Source organism: Bacillus sp. DNRA2 (assembly GCF_012843265.1).
In the GTDB taxonomy this organism is placed as follows: Bacteria; Bacillota; Bacilli; order Bacillales; family Cytobacillaceae; genus Bacillus_BU.
Map to the genome: position 1 here is coordinate 104780 of NZ_JABAIT010000012.1, position 17638 is coordinate 122417.

15 protein-coding genes are annotated in these 17638 nt (G+C 39.4%); 6 read left to right on the plus strand and 9 right to left on the minus strand.

The window, feature by feature from the left end:
* Nucleotides 1-30: 30 nt before the first annotated feature.
* From HHO41_RS12000 to HHO41_RS12010, 3 genes are all read right to left on the minus strand, one after another.
* On the minus strand, nt 31-816 hold the full coding sequence (locus HHO41_RS12000; protein WP_169098863.1) for an SDR family oxidoreductase: 786 nt from the start codon (nt 814-816) through the stop codon (nt 31-33).
* A 386-nt stretch (nt 817-1202) separates the two neighbouring features.
* Nucleotides 1203-2921 carry an assimilatory sulfite reductase (NADPH) hemoprotein subunit gene (gene cysI / locus HHO41_RS12005; protein WP_169098865.1) on the minus strand — a complete coding sequence of 573 codons (1719 nt, stop codon included), beginning with the start codon at nt 2919-2921 and terminating at the stop codon, nt 1203-1205.
* A 27-nt stretch (nt 2922-2948) separates the two neighbouring features.
* Nucleotides 2949-4787 carry an assimilatory sulfite reductase (NADPH) flavoprotein subunit gene (locus tag HHO41_RS12010; RefSeq protein WP_169098867.1) on the minus strand — a complete coding sequence of 613 codons (1839 nt, stop codon included), beginning with the start codon at nt 4785-4787 and terminating at the stop codon, nt 2949-2951.
* 301 nt (nt 4788-5088) lie between these two features.
* Here HHO41_RS12010 and HHO41_RS12015 point away from each other — a divergent pair, with 301 nt between their 5' ends.
* On the plus strand, nt 5089-5976 hold the full coding sequence (locus HHO41_RS12015; protein WP_169098869.1) for a LysR family transcriptional regulator: 888 nt from the start codon (nt 5089-5091) through the stop codon (nt 5974-5976).
* Nucleotides 5977-6025: 49 nt separating this feature from the next.
* Here HHO41_RS12015 and HHO41_RS12020 read toward each other — a convergent pair whose 3' ends face one another.
* Nucleotides 6026-6550 (minus strand): DinB family protein, encoded by a 525-nt coding sequence (locus HHO41_RS12020; protein WP_169098871.1) that lies wholly within the window; start codon nt 6548-6550, stop codon nt 6026-6028.
* Between the two features lie 180 nt (nt 6551-6730).
* On the opposite strand from HHO41_RS12020, the gene HHO41_RS12025 reads away from it, so the two are divergent.
* A complete protein-coding gene (locus HHO41_RS12025) occupies nt 6731-7270 on the plus strand; it encodes a helix-turn-helix domain-containing protein (protein ID WP_169098873.1) in 540 nt (179 codons plus the stop codon).
* 38 nt (nt 7271-7308) lie between these two features.
* Here HHO41_RS12025 and HHO41_RS12030 read toward each other — a convergent pair whose 3' ends face one another.
* The 3 genes from HHO41_RS12030 to HHO41_RS12040 are packed head-to-tail and all read right to left on the minus strand — an operon-like array spanning nt 7309 to nt 9895.
* A complete protein-coding gene (locus tag HHO41_RS12030) occupies nt 7309-8334 on the minus strand; it encodes an aliphatic sulfonate ABC transporter substrate-binding protein (protein WP_169098875.1) in 1026 nt (341 codons plus the stop codon).
* 30 nt (nt 8335-8364) lie between these two features.
* Nucleotides 8365-9120 carry an ABC transporter permease gene (locus HHO41_RS12035; RefSeq protein WP_169098877.1) on the minus strand — a complete coding sequence of 252 codons (756 nt, stop codon included), beginning with the start codon at nt 9118-9120 and terminating at the stop codon, nt 8365-8367.
* Entirely contained in the window at nt 9053-9895 is an 843-nt protein-coding gene (locus HHO41_RS12040) for an ABC transporter ATP-binding protein (protein WP_169098879.1), read from the minus strand. The genes HHO41_RS12035 and HHO41_RS12040 overlap by 68 nt, the downstream gene beginning before the upstream one ends.
* A gap of 269 nt (nt 9896-10164) precedes the next feature.
* Between HHO41_RS12040 and HHO41_RS12045 the strand changes: the two genes are divergently transcribed.
* Nucleotides 10165-11217 carry a cytochrome-c peroxidase gene (locus HHO41_RS12045; protein ID WP_169098881.1) on the plus strand — a complete coding sequence of 351 codons (1053 nt, stop codon included), beginning with the start codon at nt 10165-10167 and terminating at the stop codon, nt 11215-11217.
* Nucleotides 11218-11257: 40 nt separating this feature from the next.
* Here the strand turns inward: HHO41_RS12045 and HHO41_RS12050 are convergent, their stop codons facing one another.
* The gene (locus HHO41_RS12050; protein ID WP_169098883.1) at nt 11258-13243 is read right to left on the minus strand and encodes a DUF2325 domain-containing protein; all 1986 of its coding nucleotides are present in this window, start codon (nt 13241-13243) and stop codon (nt 11258-11260) included.
* Nucleotides 13244-13361: 118 nt separating this feature from the next.
* Here HHO41_RS12050 and HHO41_RS12055 point away from each other — a divergent pair, with 118 nt between their 5' ends.
* The gene (locus HHO41_RS12055; protein ID WP_169098885.1) at nt 13362-14465 is read left to right on the plus strand and encodes an AI-2E family transporter; all 1104 of its coding nucleotides are present in this window, start codon (nt 13362-13364) and stop codon (nt 14463-14465) included.
* Nucleotides 14466-14518: 53 nt separating this feature from the next.
* Nucleotides 14519-15259, plus strand: coding sequence for a type I methionyl aminopeptidase (map, locus tag HHO41_RS12060; RefSeq protein ID WP_169098887.1), 741 nt, complete (start codon nt 14519-14521; stop codon nt 15257-15259).
* Nucleotides 15260-15364: 105 nt separating this feature from the next.
* Here map and bcaP read toward each other — a convergent pair whose 3' ends face one another.
* The gene (gene bcaP, locus HHO41_RS12065) at nt 15365-16780 is read right to left on the minus strand and encodes a branched-chain amino acid transporter BcaP (RefSeq protein WP_169098889.1); all 1416 of its coding nucleotides are present in this window, start codon (nt 16778-16780) and stop codon (nt 15365-15367) included.
* Nucleotides 16781-16927: 147 nt separating this feature from the next.
* On the opposite strand from bcaP, the gene HHO41_RS12070 reads away from it, so the two are divergent.
* The gene (locus HHO41_RS12070; protein ID WP_169098891.1) at nt 16928-17605 is read left to right on the plus strand and encodes an SOS response-associated peptidase; all 678 of its coding nucleotides are present in this window, start codon (nt 16928-16930) and stop codon (nt 17603-17605) included.
* Nucleotides 17606-17638: the final 33 nt, after the last annotated feature.

Here is a 17638-nt window from a genome sequence, read left to right on the forward strand (position 1 = left end):
TATGCCTGCACCCTTCTTCTACATAGCTCCTTAAATCGAAGTCACCATGCCGCCATCCACTAAAAATGAACTGCCTGTCATATAAGTGCTTGCATCAGAAACGAGGAACGTTACCACCTTTGCAAATTCCTCAGGCGTTCCATATCTTCCAAGTGGAATCATCCGTCTCGACTGATTAGTGGCCTCTTCAGGAGAAATACCTTGTCGCTCAGCATTCAGTAGGTCCAAATGCTCAGTTCGCGCTGTCGCAATGCGTCCAGGCGCTACGGTATTAATTAAAATGTTATATGGTGCTAGCTCCACGGACAGCGTTTTCGTTAGTCCAACGATACCAAGCCGGAATGTATTGGAGAGAATCAGACCGGGAATCGGTTGTTTTATTGAAGTTGAGGCAATATTAATGATTCTTCCTCCGCGTTCCTTCATTACTGGTAGCACTTCACGAATCAAACGAATATAGCTCAATAAATTCAGTTCAAATGCATCCTGCCACTGTGCATCGGATAATTCCTCAAACTTGCCTCCAGGTGGTCCACCAGCATTGTTGACGAGAATATCAATTCCTCCAAACGTTTCACTCGCAAATCGGACCAACGATTGAATCTCCTCTTGTTTCGTAATATCAGCCTTACTGTAGAGCACGTGGCCCTGATTGATTCTGGTTAATTCCTCTTGAACTTGCAAAAGTTTGCCCTCATCACGGCTAGTAATCACGACATTTGCCCCTTCGATTACAAGCTGCTCAGCAACAGCCTTACCCAGTCCCTGACTTGATGCAAACACCAACGCATTTTTGCCTTTTAGGTTTAAGTCCATCACCACTACCTCCTCATAAATTTTATCATTATGTAAAATTGTTCAGTTTTTGAAAAATCATAATGTATTGTGCTACTTACAACATTTTTTATGTAACCTGACTTAATTTATGTGGGGGCGATAATTTATTCGTTACCCCTACGCACATAAAAAATCACCTAGAGGGTACGATTGCGACTCATTCGTTACCCCTAGCCGCATCAAATATTACCTTAGGGGCACGTTTCGGTCTCTTTCGTTACCCCTAAGTGTATCTAATGCATGCTAGAGGTAACGTAAGGTAAGGTAACGTAACGCAACAACTGTAACCATTCAGCCATATAAAAATCAAAAAAGTGCCTCAGCTTACTAAAAGGCTGAGACACTTTCAATTACATACAACTCAATTATTCATGAAAATTTGTACCGTCAGTTGTTGCCTTTACGATACCGGCACGGATTACGAAATCACCGAAATGTTCGCCTTCTTCACGCTCTTTGGCGTAACGTGGAAGAATTTCAGCTAGTTCTTTTAAAATCTCCGCTTCACCAATGTTTTCACGATACATTTTGCTGAGACGGCTGCCATCATGGGCTGCACCTAAATACATATTGTACTTTCCAGGTGCTTTACCGATAAAGCCGATTTCACCAAGAGCATGGCGGGCACAACCATTTGGACAACCTGTCATCCGAATCGTAATTTCTTTATCATTCAAACCGTTTTCGTTTACGATTTCTTCAATTTTATCAAGTAACGTTGGTAAGTAACGTTCTGCTTCGGCCATTGCTAAGCCACATGTTGGCAGGGAGACGCAAGCAATGGAACTGCGGCGAAGTGCCGAATAATGCTTTCCGTCTGTTAGGCCAAATTTTTCAATTAACTCACTTATTTTTTTCTTTTTCTGGCTTGAGACATTGGCAATAATTACATTTTGATTAGAAGTTAAATGGAAGTCACCAGTATGTACCTTGGCAATTTCGCGTAAACCAGTTTTCAATTTGTAATCATCAAAATCAGCAACACGACCACCTTGAATAAACAAAGTGAAGTGCCATTTTCCTTGGATTCCTTTGACCCACCCGTATCGGTCGCCGTTGTTATCAAACTGGAACGGACGAGCTTCCTCTAAGCTCCAGCCAAGGCGATTTTCTAATTCAGCCTTCACATTTTCAAGACCTAAGCGGTCAACAGTATATTTAAAACGGGCATTTTTTCGAACGGAACGATTCCCGTAGTCACGTTGAATCGTAATGGTTTTTTCAGCAACATCATAAAGCTGATTTGGCTTAACAAAACCAATCACTTTGCCTAATTGCGGATAAGTAGCTTTGTCACCGTGCGTCATTCCCATACCGCCGCCGATGGAAACGTTAAAACCAACAAGTTTTCCATCGTCAACGATCGCAATGAAGCCCAGGTCTTGTGAAAAGACATCAATATCGTTTGAGGGTGGAACAGCGATTCCGATTTTAAACTTACGAGGTAAGTAAAGCGGACCGTACATTGGTTCAACTTCATCGAATTCCGGTGTTCCGGCAACCTTCTCTTCATCAAGCCAGATTTCGTGATAGGCACGTGTACGTGGTAGCAAATCATTACTTAGCTTTTTGGACCACTCATACACTTCTGCATGAATTTCAGATTGGAATGGATTGGATGCACACATGACGTTCCGATTAACATCTCCGCAGGCGGCAATTGTATCCATTAACGCACCATTAATTTCTTGAATGGTACTCTTCATGTTCCATTTTAAAATTCCATGCATTTGGAATGTCTCACGAGTTGTTAACTTCAAAGTCCCATTACCGTATTTATCAGCAAGCTCATCCATCACCAGCCATTGATTAGCTGTTGCTACGCCTCCTGGTAAGCGAACACGAAGCATAAATTGATAAGCTGGTTCTAGCTTTTGTTTAGAGCGCTCATTCCGCACATCACGATCATCCTGCAAATAGCTGCCATGGTGCTTCATTAAGCGGTTATCATCCTCAGGAATGCCTGCGCTTAAACGGTCAAGCATGACTTCTTTTAAGGTACCGCGTAAAAAATTACTTCTTTCCTTTATCTCCTCAACATCACTAGGAGGGCCTGCCGGCGCTTTTAAAACTTGATTGGCCATCTTGTTTGTACTCCTTTCAGACAAAAATCAATATACATCGCGTTGATAACGTTTTTGTTTTTTCATATCATTTAAATATTCTTCGGCTTTCTCACGACTTAGACCGGCTTCAGCTTCAATAATGTCAATTAACGTATTTTGAACATCACGGGCCATTCGATCCTTGTCGCCACAGATATACACATAAGCGCCCTCTTGTAACCAAGCAAACACTTCGCGGCTATGTTCTTTCAAACGGTGCTGAACATACACTTTTTCAGCACTGTCACGAGAAAATGCCACATCCATTTTTGTTAACACACCATCTTTGACCCACTTTTGCCATTCCGTTTGGTAAAGGAAATCTGTCACGAAATGCTGGTCTCCAAAGAACATCCAAGCTTTCCCCTCTGCCCCAGTTTCCTCACGCTCTTGCATGAAGGAACGGAACGGTGCCACACCTGTACCAGGTCCAACCATGATGATTGGAGCTTGTGGGTTTTCCGGCAGTTTAAAGTTTGGATTTTGCTGAATAAAGATTGGTAATTTATCACCTGGCTCTAAACGGTCAGCGATTAATACTGAACATACACCTTTACGCTCACGGCCATGTGCTACGTAGCGAACTGCACCAATCGTCATATGTACTTCATCCGGATTGGCTGCATTACTACTGGAAATTGAATAAAGTCGTGGTGGTAGTTTTCTTAAAATTGAAACAAAGTCCTGCGGTGAAACATTCCATGGTCCGAAATCACGGACTAAGTCAAGCAAATCTCTGCCGCTTGTATAAGCGTTAATCGTTTCTTTATCACTAGCTAATAAGCGCTTTAAGTCCTCATTATCAGTAAGTTCAGAAGCCTTTAACAACATCGATTTATTGAGTAAGGTAATTTCCAGATGTCTTGAGAATGCTTCTTTCAAAGTAGAAGTCTCACCGTTTTTATTAATCGTTACCGTTAATTCTGGATTCCATTTTAGTGAATCAAGTAAGGCATCAACCAATTCTGGATCATTTACAGGGTATACTCCTAGGCTATCTCCTGGCTGATAGGTAAGGCCAGAGCCTTCAAGTGAAAGTTCTAGATGGCGAGTTTCCTTATTGGAGCCTCTTCCATTCAGATTAAGATTTTCTAACACTTCTGCGTAGAAAGGATTCGTACGAGAATATGCTTTTTCAGCGGTAGCCAGCGCCGCTGCTCCAACTGTTGCTAGAGCTTCTTCAGTCGCAGTCCCCTTCACTTCACCGAGACTAGAAGTAACCCCCTGAAGCCACTCTAAGAAAGGTCCTTCAAAATCAAGATCGCAATCAAAACGAGGATACAAACGTGTTCCACCAAGCTCTGCTAGGCGAATGTCAAACTCTTTTCCAGTTTGACAGAAGAACTCATAAGAGGTGTCTCCTAGTGCCAAAACGGAAAAATGGAGTTCATCTAATTTAGGGGCACGTTTGCCATGCAGAAATTCATGGAAACTGAGTGCATTATCTGGGGGATCCCCTTCACCATTTGTGCTCACGACAACTAACAGATTTTTAACCTTCTTTAAATTGTTCGGTTTAAAATCGTTCATCGATAAAACCGTTACATTAAAACCTTGCTCAGCTAAAGTCTTACCGGCTTTTTCAGCAAGACGCTGGGCATTTCCGGTTTGCGAGCCAAATAGTACTGTAACTTCTTTAGAAACTGGTGCTTCAGCAAAAGATGGTGCTGTTTGATTGGCACCAATAACCACAGCTTCAGGTGTTGCTGAAACGGATGTATTAACGGAAGCAGCCAAATATCCACTCAACCATACCTTTTGCGAATCGGTTAATGTTGGCAGAATACGATTTAGGAGCTCTGCCTGCTCCTGATTAAACGGACTGTTCATTACTTGCAGTTGCAACAAAATCCACCTCACATAGGAATATATCGTTATCGTGCGTCAATTCCATATTTTCATTACTTACTTTAGATGTTGAATCGATAATAATTTGATAATTTAATATTATCTATATTATTCCGATATTTCAAGTAGGTTTTATTGAAAATTTTAAAAATCACGCATTTGTTGTCGATAACATCCGCACCTAACGATTTTTCCGAATAATTTCATTAATTTCAACTTTACCTGATAAGCTCGTATTAGTAAAATAAATATAATTTATCGTAACCATTAAAAATACTAATTATTAGGTGGGGTAGTTTTGCACTATGATGGATTAAAAACATTTGTGACACTCGTTGAAGTAAAAAATTTTACGAAAACTGCAGAAATCTTGTTAATGTCACAGCCAAGTGTCAGCCTTCACGTAAAAAATTTAGAAAAAGAATTTCAAACCCAATTGGTTCAACGCTCACCGAAAACAGTAAAAATTACACCAACCGGGGAGTTGCTTTACGAGCGGGCCAAGCAAATCATCACGATTTATGAACAAACAAAGCAAGATATTTTGGAGCATCATCATGCGATTAAGGGAGAATTACTAATTGGCGCCAGCTTTACGATTGGCGAGTATATTTTACCTACTCTTTTAATCGATATTCAAAAAGAATATCCAGAGCTTGAGCTTAAAGTAATGATTGGCAATACTGAGGAAATTGTTCATTGTGTGAAGATGTATGAAGTGGATATCGGCTTAATTGAAGGCCAAACGAATGAAAAAAGCCTAACCGTTCAACCTTTTCTCCAAGATGAGTTAGTTATTGTTGCTTCAACCAATCACGAGCTTGCTAGTATGGATGAAGTAACGATTGAAGATTTACAAAACCAAACATGGTTATCGAGGGAAACCGGATCCGGCACACGTGATTATCTCTCACATGTGATTCGTTCCAATGGACTAAAGGTGAAATCGCTACTCACGATTAGCAGTACGCAGGGGATTAAGGAAACTTTAATTAACGGTCTCGGCTTATCTTTGTTATCGCAAAGCGTCATTCAACGTGATTTGCAACAAGGAACTTTGAAGGTCATAAAGCTTAACAATCAATCTTTTACGCGAACACTTTCCTATGTTTATTCACCGATTATGCAGGAAAAAAAGAACGTCAATATCTTTATTCAAGCATTAAAGAAAAAATGGTCATGTTAAAGGGCTTTTTTAACATGACCATCATGATATTTAGGTCAATACAGCTTCATCATTTTTTGCCTGAGATATAGCGCTTCTCAATTATATTTAGATGGTGAAGCTCATGACCTGCAATAATATATGCTAATGCTCGGACCGTTGTTTCAGTGCCATTAGCTAAACCCTTTCTTGTCCACGCATCATGCGGTATCGATTTTAATAGTTGAGTCGTTGATTGACGAACAATTTCGTAACTTCGACTTAATTCCTTCACTGATAATTGGTCAAACTGGGCATTTTTCACATATAATTGCTCATCAAAACCTGGCAAAGAGACTGTTTCCCCTCTTGCAATCGCAAGCAAGCGGTAAGCCATGATTCTTTCTGTATCAATGATGTGACCAATGACTTCTTTCACACTCCACTTCCCGGCTCCATAGCGAAATAAAGCTTCATCATCACTAAAAGCTAGTATGAAGTTAAGCGTTTTTTCCAATTGGGATGATAAAATTTCAATAATGTCACCCTCTGGGACACGATTTACGTATGGTGCATAATACGGAGCAAATTCAGTTGTGTCAAGTTTCTGGTTCATACTATTCTCTCCTCTCATCTGTCCAAACCTCTTTTAACATATAGAAATAGTATAAACTCTATCTCAAAAAATTTCATCAGCCGAATTGTGTATGTCAGCTTCTGGATTGCACTAGATTGTCATTTTTGTTTTTGCTAATATAAAAATAAGTTTTTTATTAGAAAACACGAGGTGGACAAATTGGATATCGGTGCAAAAATTAAAGCAATTAGAAATCGAAAGAAAATAACAATTGCCCAGCTTTGTGAGGGAACAGGTCTCTCAAAAGGCTTTGTCAGTAATATTGAAAATAATAATACTTCTCCTTCAATCAATACATTACAAGCCATCGCTAACTTTCTTGATGTTCCACTTCCATATTTACTTTTAGAAAAGAAGCAGCATATGCGAGTTGTAAAAAAGGCAGAACGAACTCATTCAACCCATAACGAATTAACAATCGAACATTTAGGCGCTTTTGGAAATTTAAGAATGATGAGTGTCGCGATGGCACCAGGAGCATCAATGGGAGCGGAAAATGCCCACGAAGGCATCGAGTGTCATATTGTTTTGGAAGGAAAGATCCTCGCTAGCCAAGGTGAAGATCTTGCAGAATTAGAGGAAGGTGATACATTCAGTTGGCATGCGAGCGTACCGCATTTTGTGAAAAATATCGGCCCAGAAAAAGCTGTCATCCTCATAGCAGTGTACTCCGATCAAGAAATTGGCGATAAATACTAAAAGGTCTGACAGAGTGATCTATCAGACCTTTATTATGCTTATTTAGCTAAACCTTTTAATACCTTTAAATCAACTAATCCGTCGATTTTGTTGCTTGGAATGTAACCTGCTTCTTTGCTGATATCAGCCATTTCTTGAATGACTTTTTCATTCACGTCAGTTGTTACTTCAAGACGTGAGAATGCAGCTTTTACTTCATCTTTATTTAATTCCTTGCCTGTTAATTCTTTAAGATGAGCAATCACGATTGCTTGTGCTTCTTCAGGATTATTTTTAATAAAATCAACCGCTTTTTTGTGGGCAGTTAAATAGGCTTTGGTTAAGTCTTCTTTTTCAAGGAAATCGCTACGTGCTGCAACAACAGTGTTCGTTGACTCTTTCCCCCACGCAAACTCGTCCCAATCAAGAATGAGCTTTCCATCTGCTTGATTTTCAAGCACGTAGCCCCAAGGCTCTTGTGTAGCAGCTGCATCTACTGATTTTTGAACAAAAAGCGCAGCGGTGTCTGCTGGAGCTGCTGCATATAAATCAACAGTTCCACCACTAGTTTTTGCTTTTAGGCCTGCTTCTTTCAGCGCTTTACGAAGCATAACATCCTGTGTGCTTCCGATAACTGGAATCGCTACTTTTTTGCCGTCAAGATCCTTTACTTCCTTAATTCCTGTACCATCGCGAGCAACCAACACAGCACCACCGTTAACGGCACCAGAAATTAAATGATATTCTTTATTTTTCACATAAAAGTTTAATAGTGGACCTGGACCTACTGTACCAACATCAATTGCTTTTGTTGACATAGCTTCCATAAATAGTCCACCGTTAGCAACGGTTTTTGTTTCGATTGTTACTTTTTCACCGAATTCTTCTTTAAAATAACCTTTTTCTAGTGCTACGATTGTAGCGATATGGGTTAAGTTCGGGAAGTAGCCGATTTTAACCGTTTGCTTTTCTTTTTCTCCGCCAGTTTTGTTCTCTTCTTTTGCATCATCACCATTACCGCAGCCGGCTAATACACCAATAAATAATGCTGCAACAATAAGATATAACCAAGATTTTTTCAACATAGTTTACACTCCTTAATAAACATTTTTATATTAACGTTTAACGCCCCACTTTGTTTGAACATTACGCTCTAAACGTGTGAAGACAACATTATCAACTAGCGTACCGATAATGGCGATAATAAACATCACCGATAACACCAAGTCCATTTGACCTAATGAGCGCCCCATTTCCAAAAGCTGTCCCAGACCGCCGCCACCACCTAACAGTTCTCCGGCCATTAATGCGCGCCACGAGAAGGCCCATGCGACTCGCAAGCCAGAAATAAGCTGTGGCACTGAGGCCGGCAATATCACCGTCCGGATGAAATGAAAGCCGGATGATCCGTATACTTTTGCCACCCGCTGATAAAGCGGCGGGACATTTTTAAAGCCACTTGTTGCATTCGTTGTCATCGTCCAAGTTGCGCCAATTGTGACGATGAACAAAATTGAAAAATCATTTAAACCAAACCAGATAATCGCGAGTGGGAACCAGACAATACTTGGAATAGACTGCAAGGCAGTGACAAGAAATCCTAGAGTGTCTTCCACCCATTTATAGCGCCAGATGAAATAACCCATAATAAGTCCTAGAATAATTGCGACGGAAAACCCTAGTAAAATACGTCCAATACTCTTCCCAACCGCTTCGGTAATTTGCCCACTGACAAGTCCATTGAAAAGTGTTTCAAACACTTGCGACAGGCTTGGAAACATAAACTCCGGCAGCCCGGAAGTTCTAGATGTAACTTCCCATATCATCGCTATCGCCGCGATGAATATGATTCGTCTTAAAGCTGTAGTCATCGCCCATCTCCTCCTTCAAAACCTTCTCTATTTCTTCTTGTAAAATCGTCAGGATTCTTTGCTCTTTGTTTAAGGTCACACTGTCAGGCATAATTCCATCCTGCATCGTTTTAATGTGAACCGTTTCCTTGATTTTACCTGGGCGAGTAGCAAATACGACAACCTTTTCCGACAGTAGTACAGCCTCACGAATATTATGTGTAACGAAAAAAATCGTAACCTTCGTTTTTCGCCATATTTCTAATAATTCTTTGTGTAAAACCATTCTTGTTTGTTCATCTAACGCTGAAAACGGCTCGTCCATTAGTAAAATATCTGGCTCCATCACTAGTGCTCTAGCAATCGCAACCCGCTGTTTCATTCCACCGGAAAGCTGATGTGGATAGGAATTCACATATTTACTTAAATGAACCATTTTAAGAACTTCGAGCGCTTTTTCTTTCGCTTCTTCCTTTGGGATCTTTTTCAGCTTTAAACCATATGTAACATTTTCAAGAACGGTTAACCATGGAAATAAACCTGCTTCTTGGAATACAACCACACGATCGGGTCCTGGCTTTGTGACTTGATTACCAGAGATTCGGATTTCGCCTTCATCAGCCTTATCAAGTCCAGCGATTAAATAAAGCAATGTAGACTTACCACAGCCTGATGGACCAACAATTGAAACAAAGCTGCCCTTTTCAACACCTAAATTTATTCCATCAAGTACTTTCAATTTTTCTTTTTTATCATTTATAAAACTTTTTTCAATTCCATCGATTGTTAAGTACATGAATCCTCACCTCAATTTAATACCAAGTAAACTCATTGGTTTTATGAATTTAATAATGCTAAAAAATACAACTTTTGTCAACAACTTTTTATATTATGTTCATTTTTTTTGCGAATCTTGACAAGACCAACAAGGTTACCAATTTCCAAGATAAGGCGATTTTGTTAATAATTTAGTCAAAATCTACACCTGTTATTTTAATAATAAGAATTATAATTATATTATAAAAATATTTTTAATGAGATATTTTTGAAAGCGAGGCCATTTTTATGAAAAAAATTGGTTTAATGTTTGCAGCGTTATTGGCTATCGTTACTCTATCTGGTTGTACCAACAAAGAGGAGTCTAAAGCAGATATAGATCCTGAAAAGTTACTTCAAACTCTTAAAAATGATAGCCCATTAGTTCCTTTAGGTAAGGTCCCAATCCCTGCTGACAATCCAATGGCTGCTGATGTGGTAAAGCTGGGGCAAATTCTGTTCTTTGATCAGCGCTTATCTGGGGCAAATGATCGAAGCTGTGCGACATGTCACGATCCCAAAAAAGGCTATGGTGATGAAAAGGCTACTTTAGAAATGATAAATGGTAAACCTGGGGCGAGGAACAGTCCAACGATAATCAATTCTGGTTATTATCGGTCAAATTTTTGGGATGGTCGAGCAAAGTCTTTAGAAGAGCAAGCTCTCGGCCCAATTCAAAATCCAAATGAAATGAATCAAGATCTCAATCAATTGGTGGAAGAACTAAAAGCTGTGGAAGGCTATAATGAGTATTTTGCTGCTGCTTTTCCGGATGGAATCACGAGCACCAATATCGCCAAGTCAATTGCAGCGTTCGAACGACAAATCGTTGTGAACGATACACGATTTGATCAATTTATGGAGGGCGATACCGATGCCTTAACACAGCAAGAACTACGCGGTTTGGATTTATTTGCTGGGAAGGCCATGTGTTCAACCTGCCATAATGGGCCCAATTTATCCGATAACAACTTTTATAATGTCGGTCTAGAATCTGAAGACGAAGGATTATATGCCATAACCAAAAAAGCTGGAGATATGGGAAAATTCCGCACTGCTGGATTATACGGAATTACACATACTGCACCTTATATGCATGATGGCAGCCTCAATACCCTTGAAGATGTCATCGACTATTATAATAAGGGCGGTGGAGAGCATCGAAATAAGAGCTTTTATTTAAAAAATTTCATGTCACCCATTGGCTTAACTGACGGTGAAAAAGCAGATTTATTAGCTTTTTTAAAGGTGTTAGGTGGAGAAGTGCCAATATATGAAGCACCTGAATTACCAGTTCAATAAGTAGCATTATTACCAAAGCAAAAAAGATGTCCCAGAACTTTCAGGACATCTTTTTTGCAATTTCATTTAAGATAGTAGCGACATTTGTATATGTTGAAAAATATATCTCCTTTTCCTCTAATATCGCAAACTCCTTCGCCTCCCACATCGCTCGATGAGAAATAAACCGAGTAAGCACAACAATGATATCAGCACGTTTCAACATCTCATAAAATGTTGGATCTAACACTCTAGACTCATGACTTAATACCTTACAAGTTCCTTCCGAAGCACTCGTTTTCGTTCGAAACCCACCTAGCAACAAGATTGTTTTCCCGTCAAATATTTCTTCAAGTTGAATAATATCGTTTGTCTCTGATACCTCTGTTAAGATCACTTCAGCTTTCGAAACATCGTCTGCTTGTTCCAAAGTAGGCAACTGCACCAATTCTTCCTTCAGCTCAGCAATCAAACCCTTAAGCTGTTGGATTTTTAAGACATCCTTCGAATTTCGGTTTTCCTGTACAACCATAAAAGATGTTTTTTCCATTTCTTCAATACGTGAGTAAGCACTTCCTAATTTTTCCGATAATATCCCGTTTTCTTGCTGGAGCTGCCTGATGAGTTGCTGCTGTTTTTCAATGATATTCTGCTGCTTCAAATCAGTCGTAGCATTTAATGAAAAGAAATCTGCATGCTTTTCATAAAAGGGCTTTAACACCTCTGGAAAAGGAAGATATTGAAAAATAAACCCTGCGCGTTTCTCGCCAATAATCAAAAGTTCCTTTGATAAGTCCCAGCCAAACAATGTTAACCTTAAATAATGACTTATCACGATTTCGTTCGCTTTCCGCCAAAAAACACGCTTATCAGTCTCAGATTTGACAAGCCTCTCCACTCGTTTTAATAACATTTCCTTACTAGAATCCACAAGAAGATCATCAGAAAAATGCCTTAATCCTTCAATCAGTTCAATTCTTGTTAACTCCTGGCAAAATCGTTCCCATTGGGTAAGCGCAACAAAAGTATAAGCATTCCAAAATGGTTCAGCCCGCTCATAAAAATAGCTTTCATGCTCCACGGCTGCATCGAGCCGCATTTGTATGCTCTCGTACTCCTGCAACTGTCCTAACACCATTAATTCATCTATTAATCGTTCATCAAGTAACTGCTCTGTTTGCTGCTCCCATAAAAGTACTTTTTCTTTTTTTATTAGACGTCCGCATTCGTCACATTGAAGCGTGCGTCCAACAATTAAAATGAGTAAATCATCCTTATGCTCCGCTAACTTTAACGGATTAATTTTCACATTTGTCCCCATTTGGCTAACAAGAACTTTAGCGCATCTCTCACAATAACCGGTCGATTGAACAGCGACTTCTAACGTTCTCCCATTCGAGCGGTCGCTAGACACCGGATTTACAATGGGGACTGTCGTAACATAGACCGTTTGGTCCTCCCCTATTTCTGTCTGCAACTCTTGAAGTTTGTTAACATTAACAAGAATCTCCGTTTTATATTTTTCCGCTACCTCTTCTGCCAAAACGTTTACATTCACATGATTGCTAAAATGGACAATGGTGGCAATTTTTCCGGCAATCACTTTACCGTTTAGGTTCATACGCGTCATTAAACTTAAATAATCCTCACTAGCTTCACACTCGAATTCAAGCACACCTTTAAGCAAATTCACCAAACGCTGCGATACCGTTACCACAAAGTGCTGAAAGCTTATTTCTAGTTGCTGTTTTGCTGTTTGTTCCATTTCAATAATGTTGTTTCCTAATAACACGATCATGACATGTTTGGCTAAGGCCAAGCCGTATTGCTCGATATTCCCTTTCTTATCATGCCACTGCTCATTATAGAAGACTTCAATTTTTTCTAGAGCAAAATTACCCTTTCGCTGAAATGGGAAGACTAATTGGGCTCGTAATCTTTGTTGTTGATGTGAAAAATAAACATCAACAGTCGTGTGAAAATGATGATGCTCATCAAAGAAGTATTGAATCGAATCTAAATCGGGTTTCACTTTGGATAGTTGCACCTAGTAGTTTGCTCCTTTAACAATCAAATCGTTAAATAAATCATAACGTATCCTGCTTTAATCCAGCAAGATTTGCTATACTTAATGGTAACAATCTAATGAAACAGAGGTACATACTTTGCGAACCAAAAACAAACTTCAATATTGGTTAATTCAAATTCTGCTCATTTTAACCATCATTTTTGTCTCTACGAAAATATCGTTTTTATTTCAACCAATCGGTATCTTTTTTTCAACAGTGTTCTTCCCAATTTTAATAACTGGATTTCTGTATTTTCTCCTCAACCCGGTTGTTACTTTTTTAACAAGAAAAAAAGTCCCGAAAATCATCGCCATTTTAGTCATTTATTTAGCATTTACGGGCTTACTTGTCTTAGCAATCGGCAATTTGGTCCCGGCTATTTCAAATCAGTTTACAGCACTCGCTAATGACCTGCCAAGATATGCAAATAAAACGCTCGATTTTTTTAACGACGTTGCCCATTCCAGCCAATATCAGTGGGTTATTGATGAACAAAGTGATTTGTTAGACACCACCGAGCAAAAGCTGATTGCATTTGCTAACACCTTACCGAACCGAATTACTGCATCGATATCAAGCATCGTTGGTGTCATTGCCAATATTACCGTGATTCTCGTTACTGTTCCATTCCTGCTCTTTTATATGTTTAAGGATGGTCATAAATTTCCAGAAGCTTTAACAAAGTTCCTTCCTGCCTCATATCGTGATGAGGGGTTAGTTGTGCTAAAGGAAACTGGCGAAACGCTATCGGCATATATCCAAGGTCAAGTGACAGTCGCACTAGCCGTGGGAACGCTATCGTTTATTGGCTATATGATTATTGATTTAAAATATGCCCTTATTTTGGCTTTAATTGTCGCTATCACGAATATCATCCCCTATGTGGGTCCAATTATTGGTGGCTCACCAGCTGTCATTGTCGCCTTGTTCGATTCACCGACTAAGGCCTTGCTTGTATTACTCGTGATCGTCATCGCCCAGCAAATCGAAGGAAATGTTCTTTCACCACTTATTCTTGGGAAAAGCTTGGATACGCATCCAGCGACGATTATTATTTTATTATTAGCTGCTGGAAATTTAGCAGGTGTTTTGGGTATGGTACTAGCTATACCAACCTATGCAGTCATCAAAACCATTGTCTTGAATGTTGTCAAGTTTTTAAATTCCAAGAAAAAGCCGCCTGCATCTGTACATTCCTAATCGCTAAAAAGTGGTATACTAGCAAATGAAACTAACATTTAGGCGGGATTAACATGATTGCAAAAACGGAAGCAGATTTCAATGGTTTAAAAGAAATTGGTAAAATCGTCGCAGAAATCCGCGACGAATTAGTAAGTAAATGTATACCAGGAGTCTCAACAAAAGAACTTGATGAACTAGCTGGGGAATTATTTGAAAAGTCTGGTGCCATTTCAGCACCTAAAGGCGAGTACGATTTTCCAGGGTATACTTGTATCAGTGTCAATGAAGAAGTCGCACACGGGATTCCAGGCAAACGCGTGATTGAAGAAGGAGATATTGTAAATATCGATGTTTCCGGTTCTAAAAATGGTTATTTTGCCGATACTGGCGTCTCATTCGTCGTAGGAAGTGGCGATGAGGTTTTAACTAAAATTTGTGACGTTGCCAAGGAAGCATTTGAAGCGGGTCTTAAAAAAATCAGACCAGGTGCAAAAAAAAGCAATATCGGGAAGGTTGTCCACCAAACAGCGAAAAACCATGGGTTAACTGTCATTATGAATTTAACAGGACACGGAATTGGTCGGACGATTCACGAAGCACCAGACCATATTCTTAATTACTATGATCCATATGACAATGAACTTCTCAGAGACGGCATGGTCATTGCTTTTGAACCGTTTATTTCAACGGAAGAAGAAGAAGTTCTTCAATTGGATGATGGCTGGACGTTTGTTACCGAAAAAAGCTATGTTGCCCAGTATGAGCATACGATTATCATTACGAAAAACGGTCCGATTATTACGACAAAATAGAGGGGGGAAATTTCCCACCTCTTTTTTTATCCTGAAGTATTAAGAAAGTTAGAATTGCCCAATACAAAAAAACCGAAACAAAGTTCCGGTTCTTCTGCAGTGATTTTATTTTGCAACACGATGTTCTGTACTCTGTTCTTGATTTAATAAACTATGCTTTCTCGCATAAAGAAAATAGACAACAGTCCCGATAGAAATCCAAATCAAAAAGGAAATCCAAGTAATCGCAGGTAAGCTTGACGCGAGATATAGACACAATACTGCACTAATCAATGGCAATACTGGGACAAATGGAACTCGAAAACTCGCTTGTAATTCGGGATATTTTTTACGCAAAATGATGATCGCGATTGAAATCAAAGTAAATGCGGCTAAGGTTCCCATATTAACGAGATGCGCAAGCGTTGTTAAATCAATAAATCCAGCAATTCCAGCGGCAATGAACCCAGTGAACCAAGTGTTACCAAATGGAGTCTTATACTTTGGATGTACCTTTGCTAAACGCTTTGGCAACAATCCGTCCCGGCTCATCGCAAACGTTAAACGTACCTGTGCAAAGATTAGCGCTAATAAAACGGTCGTAATTCCGGCAACAGCTCCAACCGAAATGATGCCCGCAACAGAATTCAAACCAACGACCTCTAATGCTAAAGCAACAGGGTCACCAACATTTAGCATTGTATATGGTACCATCCCAGTAAGCACAAGTGATACGACGATATATAAAATCGTACAAATTGCCAATGATGCGATAATCCCAATGGGCATATTCCGTTTCGGATTTTTCACTTCTTCAGATGCAGTCGCAATGACGTCAAAGCCAATATAAGCGAAAAACACGGTTGCTGCTCCAGTAATAATTCCATTGAAGCCAAATGGTGCAAACGGTGTCCAGTTATCAGGTTTCACATACGATACACCGGCAAAAATAAACACGAAAATAATCGCTAGCTTAATAAAAACCATAACGTTATTAAAGCGAGTACTTTCCTTAACTCCAATACTTACCAATGCTGTTACAAGAAGAATGATTAATATTGCAGGTAAATCAATGATTCCTCCAGTTCCCATTCCAGGGGCGGATGAAAGAATTTTCGGAAAATTAATTCCGAAACCTTCTATTAATGAACGAAAATATGCTGACCAACCAGTTGCCACTGCTGAAATGGCTAACACATACTCCAGCATTAGGTCCCAACCAATTAAGAAGGCAAAAATTTCCCCTATCGTTGCATATGTATACGTATATACACTTCCTGATACTGGTACGGCTGATGAAAATTCGGCATAACATAATGCGGCTAGCGCGCAGGCGATTCCTGCGATAATAAACGATACGATAATCGCCGGACCAGTACTCTGGGCTGCCACTACACCAGTTACGACAAAGATTCCTGTTCCAATAACACAACCAACACCTAGTAAAATAAGATCAAACAAACTCAAACTTCGATTTAACCCTGCTTTTTGACTATGAGCAAACATGGTGCTTAATGACTTTTTACGTAATAAACTGCTCATTTTAACCCCCAAATTTTATAAATAAAAAATTATCAAAATAATTCCACTTAATGAAGTATATTGTCGAAATAAGTCGAAGTCAATGAACATTTTGTGTCATGCCGATTATTTTGCTAAAATTAAAATAGTAAAATAAGAGGTGATTCTATGTGTGGCAGATTCACATTAACAGCTACTTTAACGGAAATTTTGAACCGATTTGATATAGAAGAATTTTTCGATGAAGAAAATTTTCTCCCAAATTACAATGTTGCACCTTCTCAATTAGTATTAGCCATTATTAATAATCGTACGATAAATAAAATGGGATATTTGCGGTGGGGCCTTATTCCGCCATGGGCAAAAGATATAACGTTAGGTTCGAAAATGATTAATGCCCGTTCAGAAACAATTTTAGAAAAACCGAGTTTTAGGGATCCATTCCGGAGGAAACGTTGTCTGATCGTCGCTGATAGTTTTTATGAGTGGAAGCGAATCGATGCCAAAACAAAAACACCGATGCGCATTAGGCTAAAATCTAATGATTTATTTGGGATGGCCGGTCTTTGGGAGCAATGGAAGACACCTGATGGCAAGTCAATATTTACCTGCACCGTTATTACAACGACCCCAAATACATTAATGGAAAGAATTCATGACAGAATGCCAGTGATACTTAAACCAGAGGATGAAAAAATCTGGCTCGACCCAACTAACAATGATCTCGGGCAGCTCACTCAATTATTACAACCACTGGACCCTGACTTAATGGAAGCATATGAAGTCAGTTCTTTAGTGAATTCACCAAAAAACAACTCCATAGAACTGATTCAGAAGATCTGTTAGCATACGAAAAAGGTTGGGGTCAAACCCCAACCT